This is a genomic window from Streptomyces sp. NBC_01013, assembly GCF_045162765.1.
Lineage (GTDB): Bacteria > Actinomycetota > Actinomycetes > Streptomycetales > Streptomycetaceae > Streptomyces.
Genome location: NZ_CP108687.1, coordinates 8,243,134 through 8,260,031, shown reverse-complemented (window position 1 = coordinate 8,260,031; position 16,898 = coordinate 8,243,134). Strand labels below are relative to the sequence as shown.

At 68.6% G+C, this 16,898-nt stretch carries 13 protein-coding genes and 2 pseudogenes; 7 read left to right on the top strand and 8 right to left on the bottom strand.

Annotation, left to right across the window (positions count from 1 at the left end; genetic code table 11):
• The first annotated feature begins 66 nt into the window (after positions 1-66).
• Entirely contained in the window at positions 67-348 is a 282-nt protein-coding gene (locus OG538_RS35780) for a hypothetical protein (RefSeq protein ID WP_406099795.1), read from the top strand.
• 159 nt (positions 349-507) lie between these two features.
• Here OG538_RS35780 and OG538_RS35775 read toward each other — a convergent pair whose 3' ends face one another.
• Positions 508-1,233, bottom strand: a complete 726-nt coding sequence (locus OG538_RS35775; RefSeq protein WP_406099794.1) for a dienelactone hydrolase family protein — start codon at positions 1,231-1,233, stop codon at positions 508-510.
• Positions 1,234-1,326: 93 nt separating this feature from the next.
• Positions 1,327-4,002, bottom strand: coding sequence for a tetratricopeptide repeat protein (locus tag OG538_RS35770; protein ID WP_406099792.1), 2,676 nt, complete (start codon positions 4,000-4,002; stop codon positions 1,327-1,329).
• A 734-nt stretch (positions 4,003-4,736) separates the two neighbouring features.
• On the opposite strand from OG538_RS35770, the gene OG538_RS35765 reads away from it, so the two are divergent.
• Entirely contained in the window at positions 4,737-4,937 is a 201-nt protein-coding gene (locus OG538_RS35765) for a chaplin (protein ID WP_406099791.1), read from the top strand.
• Between the two features lie 147 nt (positions 4,938-5,084).
• Here the strand turns inward: OG538_RS35765 and OG538_RS35760 are convergent, their stop codons facing one another.
• Positions 5,085-5,264, bottom strand: coding sequence for a hypothetical protein (locus tag OG538_RS35760; protein WP_406099790.1), 180 nt, complete (start codon positions 5,262-5,264; stop codon positions 5,085-5,087).
• Between the two features lie 490 nt (positions 5,265-5,754).
• Positions 5,755-6,235 (bottom strand): annotated as a pseudogene (locus OG538_RS35755) (helix-turn-helix domain-containing protein); the annotation flags it as partial.
• 179 nt (positions 6,236-6,414) lie between these two features.
• Here OG538_RS35755 and OG538_RS35750 point away from each other — a divergent pair.
• From OG538_RS35750 to OG538_RS35740, 3 genes and pseudogenes are all read left to right on the top strand, one after another.
• Positions 6,415-6,645: pseudogene (locus OG538_RS35750) on the top strand (Imm53 family immunity protein); the annotation flags it as partial.
• A gap of 218 nt (positions 6,646-6,863) precedes the next feature.
• On the top strand, positions 6,864-7,181 hold the full coding sequence (locus OG538_RS35745) for a putative quinol monooxygenase (protein ID WP_406099789.1): 318 nt from the start codon (positions 6,864-6,866) through the stop codon (positions 7,179-7,181).
• Positions 7,182-7,641: 460 nt separating this feature from the next.
• Positions 7,642-7,950, top strand: coding sequence for a glycosyltransferase (locus OG538_RS35740; protein WP_406099788.1), 309 nt, complete (start codon positions 7,642-7,644; stop codon positions 7,948-7,950).
• 796 nt (positions 7,951-8,746) lie between these two features.
• Here OG538_RS35740 and OG538_RS35735 read toward each other — a convergent pair.
• Both OG538_RS35735 and OG538_RS35730 read right to left on the bottom strand, forming a co-directional pair.
• A complete protein-coding gene (locus OG538_RS35735; RefSeq protein ID WP_406100431.1) occupies positions 8,747-9,466 on the bottom strand; it encodes a VWA domain-containing protein in 720 nt (239 codons plus the stop codon).
• Positions 9,467-9,972: 506 nt separating this feature from the next.
• Positions 9,973-10,956, bottom strand: coding sequence for an NADP-dependent oxidoreductase (locus OG538_RS35730; protein WP_406099786.1), 984 nt, complete (start codon positions 10,954-10,956; stop codon positions 9,973-9,975).
• A 69-nt stretch (positions 10,957-11,025) separates the two neighbouring features.
• Here OG538_RS35730 and OG538_RS35725 point away from each other — a divergent pair, with 69 nt between their 5' ends.
• Positions 11,026-12,132 carry a GlxA family transcriptional regulator gene (locus OG538_RS35725; RefSeq protein ID WP_406099785.1) on the top strand — a complete coding sequence of 369 codons (1,107 nt, stop codon included), beginning with the start codon at positions 11,026-11,028 and terminating at the stop codon, positions 12,130-12,132.
• A gap of 371 nt (positions 12,133-12,503) precedes the next feature.
• Here the strand turns inward: OG538_RS35725 and OG538_RS35720 are convergent, their stop codons facing one another.
• Together OG538_RS35720 and OG538_RS35715 are read right to left on the bottom strand one after the other, a co-directional pair.
• On the bottom strand, positions 12,504-12,803 hold the full coding sequence (locus OG538_RS35720) for a hypothetical protein (RefSeq protein WP_406099784.1): 300 nt from the start codon (positions 12,801-12,803) through the stop codon (positions 12,504-12,506).
• Positions 12,804-13,059: 256 nt separating this feature from the next.
• The gene (locus OG538_RS35715; protein WP_406099783.1) at positions 13,060-15,186 is read right to left on the bottom strand and encodes a cellulose binding domain-containing protein; all 2,127 of its coding nucleotides are present in this window, start codon (positions 15,184-15,186) and stop codon (positions 13,060-13,062) included.
• A gap of 920 nt (positions 15,187-16,106) precedes the next feature.
• On the opposite strand from OG538_RS35715, the gene OG538_RS35710 reads away from it, so the two are divergent.
• On the top strand, positions 16,107-16,889 hold the full coding sequence (locus tag OG538_RS35710; protein ID WP_406099782.1) for a phosphotransferase enzyme family protein: 783 nt from the start codon (positions 16,107-16,109) through the stop codon (positions 16,887-16,889).
• Positions 16,890-16,898 lie beyond the last annotated feature (9 nt).

Here is a 16,898-nt window from a genome sequence, read left to right as displayed (position 1 = left end):
TGGGGGCCCCTGGCCCTGTGGTTCGGAAGGCCGATGGTCGCCCGGACGGCCAGGAGACCGTTCGTCGTGGTCGACCTCACCCAGATTTACGTCCACTGGCACGCGGGCCGCTCGAAATGCGAGCCGGCGGCACGTATCGACGAGCTCAGCTGCCAGAACGCCGAGCTGACCGCCCAGAGGGACGCGCTGACTCGGGGCAAGGCCGAGTGGGAGGAGAAGCTCGCGGAGGCGGAGGCGGAGGCGGAGGCGGAGGCGGAGGCCGTGCCGGGGCGGGACGCGGCTCGCGCGAGCCTGCGCCGGATGATGCGCAGGGAGAACACCAAGCCGGATGCCCCTGAAGCCGGATGAGCCCTGCCATCGGCGGAGCCGGTTCCCGCCGCCGAGTGGGAACGGCCTCGCAGAGCACCTCGTCCCCATGTCTCCGATCTGCGGTGATGTCCCCCAAACCAGAGCCGGTGGCGGTCTACCGCCTGGCTCGCGGCCAGGAATCGCGTGTTGCTGACCAGGTCACGCCGTTACGGGCAGGCACTCGGCGAGCAGGTCGATGACGTCGCGCCAGGCGCGCTGCGCGTGCTGTGGGTGGTAGCCGACGCCGGGGACCACGGGGTGATCGACCGGCGGGTGGTGGAAAGCGTGCAGGGCGCCGCCGTAGACCACGAGGCGCCAGTCGACGCCCGCGGCCTGCATCTCGGCGGTGAACGCGTCCCGTTGCGCGGGCGGCATGATCGGGTCTTCCGACCCGACCCCGGCCCACACCGGGCAGCGAATGCGCGCAGCCTCGCCCGGTCGGCCCGTGATCGTTGCGTTGACCGTCCCGATCGCACGCAGGTCGACGCCGTCGCGCCCGAGTTCCAGCGCGACGGCGCCCCCGGTGCCATAGCCCACGGCAGCGATCCGGTCGGGGTCGGTCCGCGGTTCGGCACGCAACACGTCGAGCGCCGCATGGCCGATGCCCCGCAGCCGGTCGGGGTCGGCGAGCAGCGGCATGCAACGGGCCAGCATCTCCTCGGGGTCACCCAGATAGCGCCCGCCGTGAAGGTCGAAGGCAAGCGCCACGTACCCCAGCTCGGCGAGAGCATCGGCCCGGCGGCGCTCGACGTCGCTGAGTCCCATGCCCTCTGGCCCGAGCAGCACCGCAGGCCGGCGGTCGACGCCGGCCGGGAGCGCGAGGTGGCCGATCATCGTCACACCGTCGGCCGGGTACCCGACCGTACGCGCGGTAACCGTCGTCATGAGACTGGACTGTAGTGATCGTCGAGCCCGGGCGGGCCGGTGTTCACCGCTGGCAGAACAGCGCGGGTGCGCCCCTGAAATGCCGGTCCCTGCTCAGGATCCGTAGCGTGGGACACCCTCCCGGGGCAGCCCGTCCGCCGATGGCTTGGGAACATTGTCGAGAGCGTCCACGAAGTGGCTCTCGGCCCGGCCCTGTTCCAGCCATTCGGCGAGCGTCTGCCAGACGGCAGAGTATGCGGTGCACAGGCTGTGGACGGTACGCGGGTTCAGCCACGCCACGCCGCCCGCTGTGGCCCTGCTGAAGGCGTCCTGCCCCTCCTGGATGTTCGTGTAGTGGGCCATCTCGCCTCTCACGTCTCTCCGGAGGTCGCTCTGCAGCCTCCGGAGGCGTCTGGTGATCACGTCACGGTCCGACCGCACCGAGCCCTCGGCGAACATCGAGGGAGGGAATCCCAGAGTGTCCGGGAGCGTGGGCTGACTGCCGGCCCGAACCGATCGAATGAGGTCCACTCGGTACTCCCAGTGGCCCCGCTGTTGCGAGTCGGACACCTTCCGCATCCCGTTCCAGATGTCGGATTCGGCACGAAGCCACTCCGTCGCGTCCCGGATGTCGAAGCTGGGCTCCTCGCCTCGGGCGATCCACACCTTCTCCATCACCTTGGCGGCCTCTTCGAGGAGCCTGTAGTCGTACTCCCTCATTTGGGCCTCGGACCAGCTGTGCGGCGGAGGATGCGCCGGAAGCTCCTGCCCCGGGTAGGCGGTCAGTACGAAGCGCTCGAAGATCGGCGCCCTCCGAAGAAGAGCGAGATCCGGGTCCTCATGCACCATCCAGGTCCGCTCCACCGTTGCGGAGTCTCCTCTGGGAACCAGAATCGCCCATTCAAGCTCCTCCACCGCGTGCTGCGTGTGCTCCTTCGTCCGGGCTTCCCTCTCCTCCTTGTTGACCTTGATCTTCAGGGCCACGGCATGCACACATGCGCTGTTGTAGCGGGTCAACCAGTCGCCGCGCCGGCACCGCGGAAGGAAGCGACGTACAAAGACCAGTCGACTCCGGGCCCTGTCGATCCGGGCTTCGAGTTCATCGGGGGTGACGTGCGTTGTCACAGGCGGTCCGGTGCGCCAGGTATAGCGGGAGTGCGGGTCGCACCCGGGGCCGGGGAGCTGCATCTTCTCAACCGCCCACGCCAGACGCAGAGGGGCCCACACCTCACGGTTGATACGGAATGCGCCTCGAGTCACCGCCTGCCGGGGGCCGCGGACGCTCTGGACATGGGAGAAGGGGGATATGAGCCGGAAGTAACTTCGGAGCCGTGCCGGCCAGTACAGGCCGGCGAGGCGCGCCCAGCGGTCATCTGCGGCCAGACGGTTCGTCTCCTGCATCGCGGCCCGCTGGAAGACCAGACGCACAAGATTCTTGGCGACGGCAGCGGACTCGGACCTCCCGTAGAGGGACTGCTCCAGCACTCTTGCGAGCCAGGCCTCTTCCTCCCCGGGAGGCGCCAGCGTGCTGGCCGCTTGCTGGTAGCGCTCCGCCAGAAGGGGCACGAGGCGGCGCCGGGTCGTGTCATCCTGGCTGCCTTTACGCTGGGCCCATTGCTGTGCCGTCTCCTCCGCCATTCCCAGGAGGATGGCGTTCCGGTACCGCAGACCAAGCACGTCCCGATACAGGCGAGGGTGACGCAGATAGCGCAGCCGCCGCCAATCCGCCTCCCTAGGTCTCAGCCACAGTCGCCTGTTGTACTGCCTGGAAGTCTGTCCATCGAGAGTCAGGGCGCGCTGACACGTTTCGAGAGCGTCGATATGCAGACCCATCTTCTCCTGCACCTCGGCCAACTCACTCCTGAGGTACGCGTTCTTGGGGTCGAGCGCGACCGCGTCGAAGTACCGGGACAACGCCTCGTGATAGCGGCCGGCCCGGCTGAGCTCGTTCGCGCTCTGGTACGCCTCGTACAGTTCCGGATTGAGTTCACGGCCCCACCACTGACGCCACGGTGGCTGCCGCCCCGCTCGAGTCACCGGCAGCAGGACGCTGATCACCCAGCAGCCGGTCTTGCGGATGACTTCGCCCCATTCCTTTCCCCACAGGGTCGTCGAGCTGGAACCGCCGAACACGAACGCCGTAACCGTCACCGTCACACCAAAGCGATCCGGTCCCTGTTCACGGATCCGGAGCACTCCTCCGACCCGGTAGGCAAGCTTCGGCCTCAGCCGGCTCAGGAGGCGCGGAATTGCGGTCCCCAGCTTCTTGGGGTCCAGCTCGACATCGCCGACCAGCTCGAGAAAGCTGGTCGGCGGGGCCTCGGCGGGCAGCGTTGTTGGTGCGTAGATGCTGCTTTCGGACAACTGCTGACGAAGCTCGGCGGTCAGATCCCCCACCGGCACAGCGAGGGTCCCCGGGGCCGTCGCGTCGATGAGTTCCTGAACGTCGACCGGACCCGGTTTGTAGGCCACCAGCGCACGCGTCGCGCGCCAGTACAGGTAGAGAACGACCAGCGCGACGAACCAGAATCCCAGCCTTTGGCCGAGGACGAGGCCGTCGCCGTCGACGACCCGCCCGAGCCCGCCGAAGATCTGCGCCACCCACCCGGTGAACCCCTGCGCCCAGCCCCAACCGCCCTCGTTCCAGGCCGGGTGGCCCTTGCCTGCCCACATCAGGAGGCCGAGGAGGCCGAGCGTGCCCACGCCGCTCCACACAATCCATGCGATCCGCCTCGGCGCGGGAAGCGGGGATGTCAGCGTGGTCTCGCTTTCCTTTCGCCGATTGATCATGGCGAACTCCGGATCAGAAGACGTCCCCACTCACAAGGCTAGGCGACATCCCTGTTGTAGACAGGTCAACCGTGTGAGCAGGCAACACGGGGCAGCCGTCGATCTCCGGCATCCGGATGTCCACGACGACAACGTCGGGCCGCGCGCAGCGGACCGTGGCGACAGCCTCGGCCCCGTTGGCCGCCTCGGCCCGCGGGAGAACTTTGGTGCCGCCCGGTGTCCTGACCTCGATCTTCAGACAGGCCTCGGCGCACCCGGTGGCCAGGGACGCCTGCGCACGCAGGCCTGACCGCGTCGGTCGGCACCTCCTGTACGACGGGTGGGCCGCGGCCTGGGTACTCGCTGCGAGAGAACCGCCACGGTCAACCACGCCGGCCGCCTCGCCCCCGGCCGTCTTCCTCTGACCGTCCGCCGACAGAGCGCCCTCTCCGTCTTCCTTCCTACCAAACCACTCCCCCGCGCCGACGCTCGCCAGGTACACACACGTGTGGATGGGTTTGCGCGCGCCCCGGACGGTTGTGGCGCTCCCTGGTACGAGTACCCCCAGCAGGCGCTCATGAGTTGCCGACAACAGTGCCGAGCCAAGCAGGTGACTTCAGCTTGATCAACCGTGTGGCGCGGCGGGGCGCAGGCACCAGCGCCCACAAGCTGATCGGGTCAAGGGCGTGCTCCTCATGTCCCACAACAGGTGCGGCCTGATCACTCTTCGTCCACTACCTCGAAAGGTCTTCTCCATGCGCTCTGTTTCCTCTGTACTGACCGCCGCTGCCGCTCTCGCCATCGTCCTGGGCGGTGCGTCCGCTGCCAGCGCCGATGTGAACGTGACCATCCCGGAGGGCAGTTCCTACACGCTCGTCTTCGGCGACTGGCTCCAGTTCGCTGCCGACGACGTCTTCAACGCCGGTCACGACAACACGGTCGGCTCGAACAACTGACCCTGCGCCCTCAGGTCTGGCCGTCGGCCGATGAGTTGGCCGTCCGCGCGGCCGACGGCCCCTAGACAAGTCCCATCGTTGCAGTTCAGGAGCACTCTCCGCCCTTATGATCAAGACCCGGACGACCCCGCTCGCAAGGGCGCGACATCAGCCGTTTTCCCGGCCCGGCAGAGGTGCGCCCTCAAGGAAGGCGCGATAGGCGTCGACGGCTTCCGGCTCGATTTCAGGGTCGGAGGGGCCATAGCGGGTGTCCGTGCGGTCCCGCTTCGGCCCGGAGACCCAGAACTCCTCGTCGGTCTGCACGTCGTAGAAGTTCGCATCGAACATTCCCCCTGCCCTGCGCAGTGTCCTCCCGCGAAAGTACGCAGTGTTCCAGGTCTTCGAGAAGCCCACCCACCCGATCCACGAGGGTCCGCGGTCGGTGCTGTAACCAGTCTTCAACTGCACGAACATGAGACGTCGAGGCATACCCACAGAGTCCTGCACAGACCGCTCCCGTGACCAGCCATTTTGCGGAGCCTATGCGACCCCGCGGCACCGCCGACAAGGGCTCGGGCAGGCGGCTACGGCACGATGCGCTCGTTCACCTGGAGAGTGCTTGCTTCCTCTCATCCGACAGACCCTTGGCAAGTCCCATCGCCACAGCTCAGCGGCACTCTCCGTCTATCTGATCAAGGTCCGCGCCGGCCCGCCCGTGAAAGCCCGAGGTTAGAACCTCTCTTGCGGATCAGGTGACTGCTCTGTGTCCGGGTCGTTGATGTGGGCCTGGGGCGGGGTGATCCAAGTGATGCCGAGTGCGAGCCGCTGCGGCCGTTCCTGCCGGTACCGATCGGAGCACGGCCAGAGTGTTCGCGGCGCCCTTCTCGCGGCGGTTGACGCCCCACAGGTTGTAGTCGCCGACGGAGTAGCAGCCGTGGAAGCAGCGAACGCCGTGGGTGCGGTGGCGGGTCGCGGGGTGTCGCTCGGGCTGGCCCTACGCGGCCCAGCACGACCCGCCGGTGGCCGAGCATGGTGGGGGCGGGTGGCGGCCGTCTGCACGACGAAGTCCTCGTCGTCAGGACTGAGCAGGCGGGGGCGGCCTCCCGCCCACGAAGGTCCAGGGAGGCCAGTCCGATCTCGTTGAACCGGTGGATCACGTCGCGGACGGTGTCATCGTCGGCCTGCACCAGTTGGGCGTTCACCGGGACCCGGTTCCCGCCGGCGGAGGCCGGCAGCATCGTCGCGCGTCGGTAGCGCACCGAGTTGGCGCTGCTCCGCCGCACGATCTGCTGAAACCGCCGCCCCTCCTGTTCGGTCATTATTCGCACGTGTACCGGCTCGGCCCTCGCGACTCCCAGGGCAGGTTGAACCAACGTGTCACGGTCCTGGGCCCGCGGCTGACCTAGCATCTCGTGCCATGACCGAAGCCGAGAACGTCTTGGACTGGCTGCAGGGTTGGTACTCCGCACAGTGCAATGAGGACTGGGAACATGAATGGGGCGTCAAGATCGACACGCTCGACAACCCCGGTTGGTCAGTCCGCATCGACCTGCAGGACACCGACCTCGAAGGGCACGACTTCCTCCGCCAGGACCTTAGACGCAGCAAGGACGACTGGGTCTTGGCCTGGACCTCTCACATGACCTTCCATGCTGCATGCGGGCCACGCAACCTCACTGAGGCACTCGCCCTCTTCCGCTGGTGGGCGGTGGAGAACACCCCGCAGTGAACGCCTGAACCCACATGATCAGGCGACCACAAGGCCTTCCTACCGTCCCAGAATGTCCTCCCTCAAGGGACGGTTTGCGAGTCCGCATCCGTTCGAGTAGCGGATTGCATCAAGCATGGCCGCCATCAGAACCGACACCGGGTGGGGAGCTCCTCCTTGTGACCGGACCTCAGCGTCCTGCTGCCGGACACGTAACCGTTGAACGTAGGGTGTGCGTTATGGAGTCGACCGTACTTCTCGTTGCCGATGTGACATGCAGTCCGGAGAACACCGTTGAGTTCAGCCGGGTCCTGCACGAGTTCGCTGCCGCGTGTCGCGAGGAACCGGGTTGCCTCTCCTACGACGTGTTCCGCTCCGAAGACACACCCGAGCGGTACGTGAGCATCGAGAAGTACGTCAACTCCGCGGCATTCGCAGCTCACCGCGACTCCGACCACTTCCGCGAGATCGGCCTTGCACGGCTGATGCCGCTGGCGACTGCACGCGACGTGCGGATGTATGACCAGCCTCACGAGATCCCGCCCGCGGGACGTTAGCGCAACGGTACGCGGGCCGATAGGTCTTGCCCGCCTTCGGTATGGCGAGGCGCCCGGCCGTGGGGGCTTGCTGGGCAACCACGGCGGCGGCATGGTGAACAGCCCTCCCCGGGCTCGATCCGGACTGTGCGTTCGGCGAGCCGTTTGAGCTTCAGCAGCAGCGTCGAACCCGTCCGGCAGCGCGGTCAGTTGTCCCGCCACCGGATGTCCTGGTCTTCCCGCCGCTTGATGAGCGTTGCGCCGAGGACGCCTCCAGGAGTACGGCGATTCCGCCGGCAGGCATGTACCGCACGACGGCCCCGACTACTGCGTGCCCCTGCGCTGACGGCGCAACGCAGCGTGCCGAATTGCCCCCGGCGTTCCCTCATCTCGTCTGCCGAGTTCCTTGAGCGCCGTCAGCCCATCCGACCTGTCATCATGTGCCTGACACATCGCCGCCTCCCAAGGAGAGCCACCGATCATGCGCATGACCCGTCCCGCCGCCGCCGTCCTGGCCGCCGCGCTCGGCTTCGCCGGAGCGCTTGCCCTTGCCCCCGGCGCCGCAGCCCAGGCCGGCTGCCAGTACAAGGTCGTGTGGCCGACCGCCGGGGTGTACGAGAACCCGAATCCGAACAGTGTCGTCGTCAAGACCAAGTACGCCGGGGACATCGTCGGCGCATCGACCTGTGAGGGCGCGTCCTACAACGAGTACGGCTACGTCCTGGTCACCACCGATGCGGCAGCGGACGGACGGGGCTGGATGCGCGAAGGGGCGGTCGTCCCCATCTGAGAAGCGCCTGGGGCCGGCCCTGAGGCCGAGTTGCTCACCGTGGTCACCGCCCAGCGCCCGAGGTCACCGACCTCGGACGCTGGGCGGTCGGGCTAAGCGGCCTCGCCCAGTGGCTCGCCGCCGGCCGCCCGTGCCAGGGGCTGTCCTGCTCATCCCTGGCGGGCGCGCCGGTCGTACGGCAGAGCGAGCAGCCGGGGCATCGGCGGGTGCGGTGCGCCAGACGTCCGGCCGGTGGGCGGCCGGGCCGGTGGGCGGGAACGTCGCGGAGGTGGTCGGCGTCGGACGACGAGAACACCGACCTCTCGCGCATCCTGACGATTCTGGCGTACCTTTCCCAGCTGCCGTCCGTCGGCGAACTGCGCACGTCCTGCGCAGGCCTCTGAACTTCTGGAACAACCGGGGACCTTCTTCTGTGAGAGGGCGACCGGCCCCGACATGTGAAAGCAGCGGTCGATGACGCCTACCAGCGGGTGACCCCGCCCGGTGGCCGCGGCGGCCGGTGTCATCGACGCGGTCGGACGGCGTTCCCCGGACGCCGGGCCGGGCAGCGGGTACGGGTTGTACGGTGCCCGGTCGTGTCGCCCCTTTGGAAGCGCGCCCACGGTGCTGATCGATCCGCGGGACAGCGGACCGAAGCCGAACGCGAGAAGCGCGGCTGTCGCTGACGGGGAGGCCGGCGCCCCGGGCGTCGCAACGCTGAGTGTTCCGATCCGCCTCGGCAGGGCTGACGAGGCAGTGATGGATTCCGATCGGCGCGCCAGGGAACGCGTAACTTCCCGCGCCTCTCAGCGCGGTGTCACTGCACGATTCCAGCAGCGCGTGCCGCGGCCAGCCAGCTCGGAAACTCGCGCAGCAACTGGTCGAAGAGACGGCGATCGCCCGTGGACTTGGGGGTCTTCCCGGCGTGGAAGAAGGCGGCGTTGTCGACGATGCGGCGGGCCGGTGCGTCAAGGGCGTCCAGCTTTCGCAGGAAGGTGAACTCGCTGCTGTCGGGGTCTCCGAAGCCGACGAACTGCCAGAACAGGGGCAGGCGCGCCGCTTTGCACAGGTAGCGTTCCGCGGCGAGTTTGCTGGTGGGTCCACCATCCGTCTGGAAGACGACCAGCGCTGGCTCTCGGCTTCCGGAGTCGAGGTAGTGATCGATGACCTGGTCCATGGCCCAGTGGTAGTTCGTGCGTCCCATGTGACCCAGGTTCGCGTGCAGTTGGTGGACGCGACCCCGGTGCCCCCCGAGCTTCAGGTCGGCCGAGCCGTCGACGTCCGTCGAGAAGAAGACCACCGGCACGATGCCGTCGTCGTCCAGATGGGCCGAGAGCGACAGGACCTGATCGGCCAGATGTTGCATGGTGCCGTCGCGGTAGTAGGGCCGCATGGACCCGGAGCGGTCCAGTACGAGATAGACCGCAGCCCGCATACCCTCCAGCCCCCGTCCCCTGAGGCTGTCGCCTGCGGTCTTGTAAAGACTGACCAGGTCAGGTGCGCGTTCCTGCACTTTGACCAGACTCATGGCCGACATCCGCTCCGTGCCGTTCTTCGCAATCACCTCGCCATAGTGGCGCCTCGGGCAGCCGCGTATGGCCGCATCGACGGCTCTCGGAGCACGCCGCGCGGTACGGCCACCGTGTGGGGACACCAGTCGGCCTTTGTCCGCGCGACGTTCTGGGTCGCCGCTGTCTCGTTCCGGGCCTCGGGCCTCCCTGCGGGGGCGAGGAAGGCATCGGCGTTGACTGTGGAAGGCGCGAGAGGCCACCGCTCGGCCGGCGGCCGAGCGGTGGCCCTGAAGTCGGTGCATACCTCGCTGGTCGGAGCGCCGAGCTTCCGCAGTGGTTCGCCTGGGAGGTGTACGTCTCGCAGCCGCTTCGGGGCAGGCACTCCGCCGGTGGACGCCCCCGATCCTGATGGTGCTGTGCCATGGCGCCGGTCACCGGCTGCACACCGGGTCCCTCTCTGGGCGCGCCAGGCGTTCGGGCTCTATCCGTCGTCCCGTGCAGCGGCCCGGGGCGACGCGGGGATCATCTCGCCTCAGCGCACGCTGAGGACCAGCTTCCCGGTGGTGCGTCCTGTCTCCCCCATGGCGTGGGCCCGGCCTCCTTCGGCCAGGGGGAAGACGCCGGAAACGTGGGCACGGAGCTTGCCCCGGTCGACGAGTTCAGCGACGGCGCGCATGCCGGCCTGGTCGTGTTCGACGAGCAGAACAACGGCGCGAACCTGTGCCTTCTCCGCTGCGGCCGGGGTGTCCTCGGCACCCGGCAGGAGGGAGACGAGGGTGCCACCCGGGCGAAGCACGCCCAGGGAACGGGTGGCGGTCTCCCCGCCGAGGGTGTCAAGAACGACGTCGTAAGGCTCCTCGGTATCGGTGAAATCGTCGAAGCGGTAATCGATGCAGGCGTCCGCGCCGAGCTCGCGCAGGAACTCATGCTTGGGGGCGCTCGCCGTCCCGGTGACATGCGCGCCGCGTTCCTTGGCGATCTGAACGGCGAGATGACCGACACCCCCGGCCGCAGCGTGGATCAGCACCCGCTGCCCGGCCCGCAGGCCCGCGGTCTCGACGAGGGCCTGCCAGGCAGTGAGCGCGGCCAGCGGCAGAGCAGCCGCCTGGATGTGATCGATCCCGGCGGGCTTGGCGACGAAGGCGCGGGCGGGGCCGGTCACGTACTCGGAGTGGGAACCGGCCCCGTAGGGGTAGGGCAGCATGCCGAACACCTCATCACCGGGCTGGAAGAGGGTGACGCCGAAGCCGGTTTCGATCACGGTGCCGGAAACGTCCCAACCGAGGGTCCGCGGCGGGGGCGGCAGGAAGAGGCTCACGGCACGGTGCTTGAAGTCCGTGGGATTGAGTCCGGCCGCGTGCACGGCAACCAGGATCTCCCCGGGGCCGGGCACGGGCCGGGGAAGCTCCGTCAGCTGCAGCACCTCGGGCCCGCCGAGGGCCGTCTGGTGCAGGGCGAGCATCACGGGTGCCCGCCTCGGGGAGTGGATGTTTTCACGGGTGTCCGCAGAAGTCATGCCTCCACCCTGGCTGCCCGGTCCGCTCGTGACGATGGCAAGAAGGTCATCCTCCGATACAATCACGCCATGCTCCTCGACCCGGCCGCCCGAATCGCGTCCCCCGCGCCCGAAGCGGCCCAGGACCTCGCCGACCGCGTGTCCGAACTGGACAGCTACATGCACCAAGCCCCTCGGCCCGACGCCCACAAGGTCGTCGTCCTTGCCCTCGACGGCGTCTATCCCTTCGAGCTCGGCATCCCGCACCGGGTCCTGGGCTCGGCCGACGGCCGCTACGAAGTCCTGTCCGCGAGCCTGGACGGGCAGCCCGTGCGCACCGACTCGGACCTCACCGTCACCCCCGGGCACGGCCCCGAGGTACTGGCCGAGGCGGACACGGTGATCATCCCTCCGTACGCGCTCTCCAGGGCCTCGGCCGCCGCCCTGGACCCGCAGGCCCTCGCCGCCCTGTCCCGCGTACGCCCCGGCACTCGTCTGGTGTCCATCTGTACCGGCGCATTTCTGCTCGCCGCCGCCGGTCTCCTGGACGGGCGCCGGGCCACCACCCACTGGGCGCTCACCGACCACTTCCAGCGACTGTTCCCCCGGGTCGAGCTCGACGCGGGGGTGCTCTTCGTCGACCACGGCGACGTGCTGACCTCCGCGGGTGCGGCGAGCGGCGTCGACGTGTGTCTGCACCTCGTGCGTCAGGACCACGGCAGCGAGGTGGCCAACCAGGTCGCCCGCCGCTGCGTCGTACCGCCGTACCGGGACGGCGGGCAGGCACAGTACATCGAGCGACCGCTACCGCCGGCGAGCGAAACCGGCACCGGGCCGACCCGCGACTGGGCACTGCAGCGGCTGGAGCTTCCGCTGTCGCTGAAGGAACTGGCCACGCACGCGGCAATGAGCACCCGGACCTTCGCCCGGCACTTTCAGGAGGAGACCGGTCTGAGCCCCGGCCGCTGGCTGACCCAGCAGCGGCTGCGGCGCGCCCGGCACCTGCTGGAGTCCAGCGACCTGTCGGTGGACCGAGTCGCCCACGAGGTCGGCTTCGCGACCGCCACATCGCTGCGCCGGCACCTCGCTGCGGAGGCCGGGGTCGCCCCGTCCGCATACCGGCGCACCTTCCGCGCCTCCACTCCGGCCGCGAGCGATTCCCCAGGGAGGCAACACATCGAGCGGGCTGAAAGCTGAGGCCCGCGCTCGGCCGGACCGCTCCGGCGGCACGCCCCCGGTACATCGTGGTCCGCACCGCCGGCCTGGTGGTCTCGACCGTGAGAGGCCGACTGATCAGTGCGGTGTCGAGGGCCCGGGCGTCCTGGGCAGCCCACTGCGCCGCCTCCGGCCGGAGGAGCCGTGGCCCAAGCAGCGAGTACGAGGCCGCCCCCTCCGCTCCGCGCTGACAGCACATCGCCACGGCGGCACAGGGAGAACGGCTGGTCTCCCCTGGAAGTGGCGGTCAGCACCGTCACAGGGCGGGGCGGCGGGGCGCACAACGGCATAGGCCCGCATGGGTGATTGCGTCGCCACACCCGAGGGCTGGCAGAGCCTGCGCACTGACCCGCTCAGTCGCGCCGCCACCATCGGCGGCAGCGCCGGGTCGGTTCCGGTTCGGTGGGCGGCGCCTCGACGAAAGGCGGGGCCGTCCGCTCAGGTTCCAGCCCCACCCGACCCGGATGCACGCACACCGGGACCCGGTCATCGACCGTATACCGGAATCCGTCCGCGGCATCGAACGGCCAGTGCCGGCTGGGCCGGTCCGCGACGAGGAAGCCCGTACGCGGGAAGCGCAGTGCGGGGCAGAACCAGCAGCACGGGTAGTCGGAGTCCGGGGCGATGAAAGGCGTCTGCGCCGCGTCATGCATACCTCCGAGATGGTAAGGGCTGTCCCGCAATTCCTGGTGGGCGCACGACGACAGCTACGACACCTCGCCGCGTTGTCGAAACGCCCGAATACATCCAGTATGCGGGCGCCTCTCCGCCTTGCGATGCACCGCATCCGACGTCGCGCGCTGATCCACCAGGAGTTGCGGGACAGCCCTAGCCCAAGGCAGGAGGGCTGCGGCGGTCGGACCGGGCCCGGGAGGGCTGCCGACAAGCTCCCGGACCCGGCCGTGGGTATCAGCCGCTTGAGCAGACGGTGCCGTTCAGGCGGAAGACGGTCGGGTCCGAGTTGGGCCCGTCGTTGGCGCCGACGAAGCCGAACGAGGACGTCGAACCGCCCTCCGGGGCCAGCGGCCCCGCACCGTCGGAGGCAGTCACCCGAACATGTGAACCGGTCTGATGGAACGTGGCGTTCCATCCGGAGGCCACTGATTGCCCGTCGGTCGGCCAGTCCCAGTCCACCGTCCAGCCGGTGATCGGGGTGTCCGAGAGGTTGCGGATGTTCACCGTGGCGACGAACCCGTTGCCCCAGCTCGTGTCCCGGTGGTACGTCACCGCGCAGGCGGCGTCCGAGGGGGTGCTGGTGGTGAAGGTCAGAGGCGACGACGGGGCGGAGAGCCGCCCCGAGGCGTCCGCGGCCAGCACATTGACGGTGTGGGTGCTGCCCGGAGGCAGGTTCTGCAAGGTGACGGATGTGCCGGTGGTCTCCCCGACCACGCGGGTATGAGCGCCGTCCCGCTCCTGGACCAGGTAGCGGGTGGCAGCCGCCGCACCTGCCCAGGACAGGCGCGCGGTGGTAGCGGTCGCCGAGTCAAACCTCGGGGTGCCCGGGGTTCCGGCGGCCGAAGCTCCCGGACCGGTCCCGGCTCGCGGTTCGAGGGTGACGGTGAGCAACGCGTACGGCGGCACGGTGACTTGGGACGCTGTCGCCTCCCCGTCGGTGACCTCGGTGATGTCGCTGTCGCCCCGTGCATAGCGGTTGACTTCGGGCACGGCGGCGGAAGGAGTGAATCCGGCGTAGTCGAGGTCCACGGTCCGTGATGTGTCCGGGTCCTTGTTGACGAGCATGATGCTCAGCCGCCCGTCGCGACGGAGCACGGCGTGGGCCGAGACGTCCTGCGCGGTGGACTCGGCGGCGATCATGGTGTCACCTGCGGTGCCCAGTTCGCTGGTCATCTTCATGCCGTAATAGGGATGGAACGGCGTGTTCGGCGCCGGCTCGCACACCTCGCCTGTGCAGGCGCCGCTGGAGAGCATCCCCATGTCGCCGTAGTCGGTCTCACCGTCGACGGTCGTGATCTGACCGGCACCGTTGTGGGTGTTCCACCAGTCGACGGTGAACACGCCGTTCTCCAGAGCCGTCATGACGGCGTCGGCGGCGAACAGGCCGTTGGGGCGGGCGGTGAGCCGAGCGCCGCCGGTGTTCGTGTTGATCTCGGTGAGGGCGATGGTGATGTCCGGTGATTTCGGGCCTGCGGCACGGTCGATCTGGCTGCGCACCTCCCGGAGCTCGCCGGGCAGCTTGGCCAGTCTGGCCATGGCGCTCTCGGCAGTGGTGTCGGCCCCACCCGCGTACCAATGAACGCTCACGAAGTCGATGACGTCGGCCACTTCGGGGAGCACGGCGTGGTTCCAGTCGCCGGAATCACCCGTGCCGACGACGCCGTCCGGCCATTCGCCCGGAGTGGTGAGCACCGCGCCTATCTTGACCGTCGGATCGACCGCCTTCATGGCCGCGGCGTAGGCGCGCACCTGGCGCGCGTACTCGCGGGGGCTCTTGTCCTCGTGGTCGTCGTGCTCCCATCCGCTGCCGTAATGGCCGTTGCCGTAGATTTCGTTGCCGATCTCCCAGTACTTCGCGTCATACCCCTTGGTGACGTTCGCGTACCTGACCCACCCTGCCGCTTCCTCGGGGGTGCCGGAGCCGTAGTTGGCGATCAGGATCGGCTGTGTCCCGGCGGCACGGGCGGTGGCCATGAACGAGTCGAATCCGGTGCCGGGGGCGACGTACCCGCCGGGAGCTGTATGTGTCTCCCAGTGGTAGATGTCCGCGTACGAACCTCCGGGGTAGCGCATCGCCCCGACATCGGCCGCCTTCATCAGGTCGACGACCTCGGGATCGTTCATGTGCGAGTCCCATATCGCGGTGTTGACGCCGCGAGCGGTGCCGGACAGCGTGCCCAGCGCCGCTTGGGCGTTGACTGTGACACCGACGTCCGCGTCGTCGGTGTCCTGCGGGGCGGCCGGGGCGACGCCGACCAGTGAGACCAGCAGGGCCAGCGAGGCGGTCAGGACGGCCGCGCACCGCGCGAGGGGGCGAAAAGTGGTGCCGGCCGGCCGGACGGGACGATGCGGTGGTGACATGGGAGTCCTCCCTAGGACGTTCGGTGGCACGGTCGGACGTGCAGGACCGTGTCGCCGGACAGACGAAGTGCCGCCGCGGATGTGGGACGTTCCGCGCCGATGGCACCAACGACGAAGCATGAATTGCGGAGCGGTCGTGCACGTGCGGGCGGCCGGAGTCCGCCTATGGGAGCGCTCCCATAATGGGAGGGGCGCGATGCGCTGTCAACGCCCGGGCACGTCGGCGTGCCGAGGAAGCAGCCGTGTACACCGCGGACGAGGAAGAGGGCCACGGGGCCGGGGCCTGCATGCACGGCGGCACCTATCGGGATACGCATGCGCAGAAGGGGTGTTGTGGTGCTTCCGACGCGATTCCTTCTGGCTGTACGCGAAGGCTTCGGCCTGGCAGCCGGCGAGGAGTTCAGCGACGACGGCGAGCGGGTCGCTCAGGGCGCGGCTGCAGGTGCCGAACAGGTCGGGGTACTGCGCCACGGGCACTCCCCCACGGGCCGTCGTCGAAAACGACGGAGCGGGTGAGGCGGGGGACAGGCATGTCGATCCGGTAGCGGTCGGCGGTGTCGAGGAGCAGGTAGCCGATCAGCCGGCTCGCGGTCTGCTGGGCCCGTCCCCGTGCGATGGGGTGCTCGATGCTCTTGAAGTCGAGCAGCAGGCCGTCGACACGGGGGGCGCCTCACTGATCAGGGGCTGGGCAGCCCGTACCGTCACCCTGCAGCGGCGACCCACGGCTGCCCTGACCGGCAAGCGACGAGTAACTGCCGGAACAGCTGACGACTGCGTCGGTGATGCATCGTCGACCCGGCGCCGCCGTGTCTGGGGTCTTCTGGATCAGGCCCTGAGCTTGTTCTTCACCCTCTGTCCGCACTCTGACGTTCCCCTGTTAATGGGGTGATCATGGCGAGCCGGTCCGACACACTGGTTCGATGCAGCACGATGATGAACAGCCTTTGTCCGGCGGCAACGTAAGTGATGGTGTCGTTCGCGTCGGCGACACCGTCCGCCGTCCGGCCGGACCGTGGACTCCCTCCGTGCATGCCCTGCTTGCCCACCTGAACGACGTGGGATTCAGTGCGGCGCCTCGCCCACTCGGCATTGACGATCAAGGACGTGAGGTCCTGACCTTCATGCCGGGACATGTGGTCTGGCCCGACCGGTTTTCGCTGATGGACCCCGCTCGACAACTGGTACGCGTTGCACGCCTCATCCGCGACTTCCACGATGCCGTGCAGGACTTCACGCCCCCGTCCGACGCTCACTGGCAGACACTGATCCCTCCCGAGGGCAGCGACCTCATCGTCCATAACGACCTGGCCCCCTGGAACCTCGTGGTCGCGGACGAGACGCGGTGGGCCCTCATCGACTGGGACGCAGCAGGTCCCGGCTCCCCTCTGTGGGATGTCGCATACGCCATGCACGGGTTCATCCCGCTGTCCGCACATCCAGACTGGCAGCGCTCGGACGCGGCGGAACGACTGCGAGTCTTCGCCGACGCGTACGGTCTCGATGAGTCCGAACGTCGTCGGTTGGTCCCTCTGTTGGGGCGCCGTACGCGTTCCATGCACGACTTCCTGCGAACTCAGGCAGCCCAAGGTGTCCAGCCCTGGGCAAGGCTGTGGGCTGAAGGCCACGGTGACGCCTGGCGAAACGACGCCGAATACATCGAACAACGCGAAGACCGGTGGATGCACGCCCTGCTTGTCGGCTGAGCTTGTCCT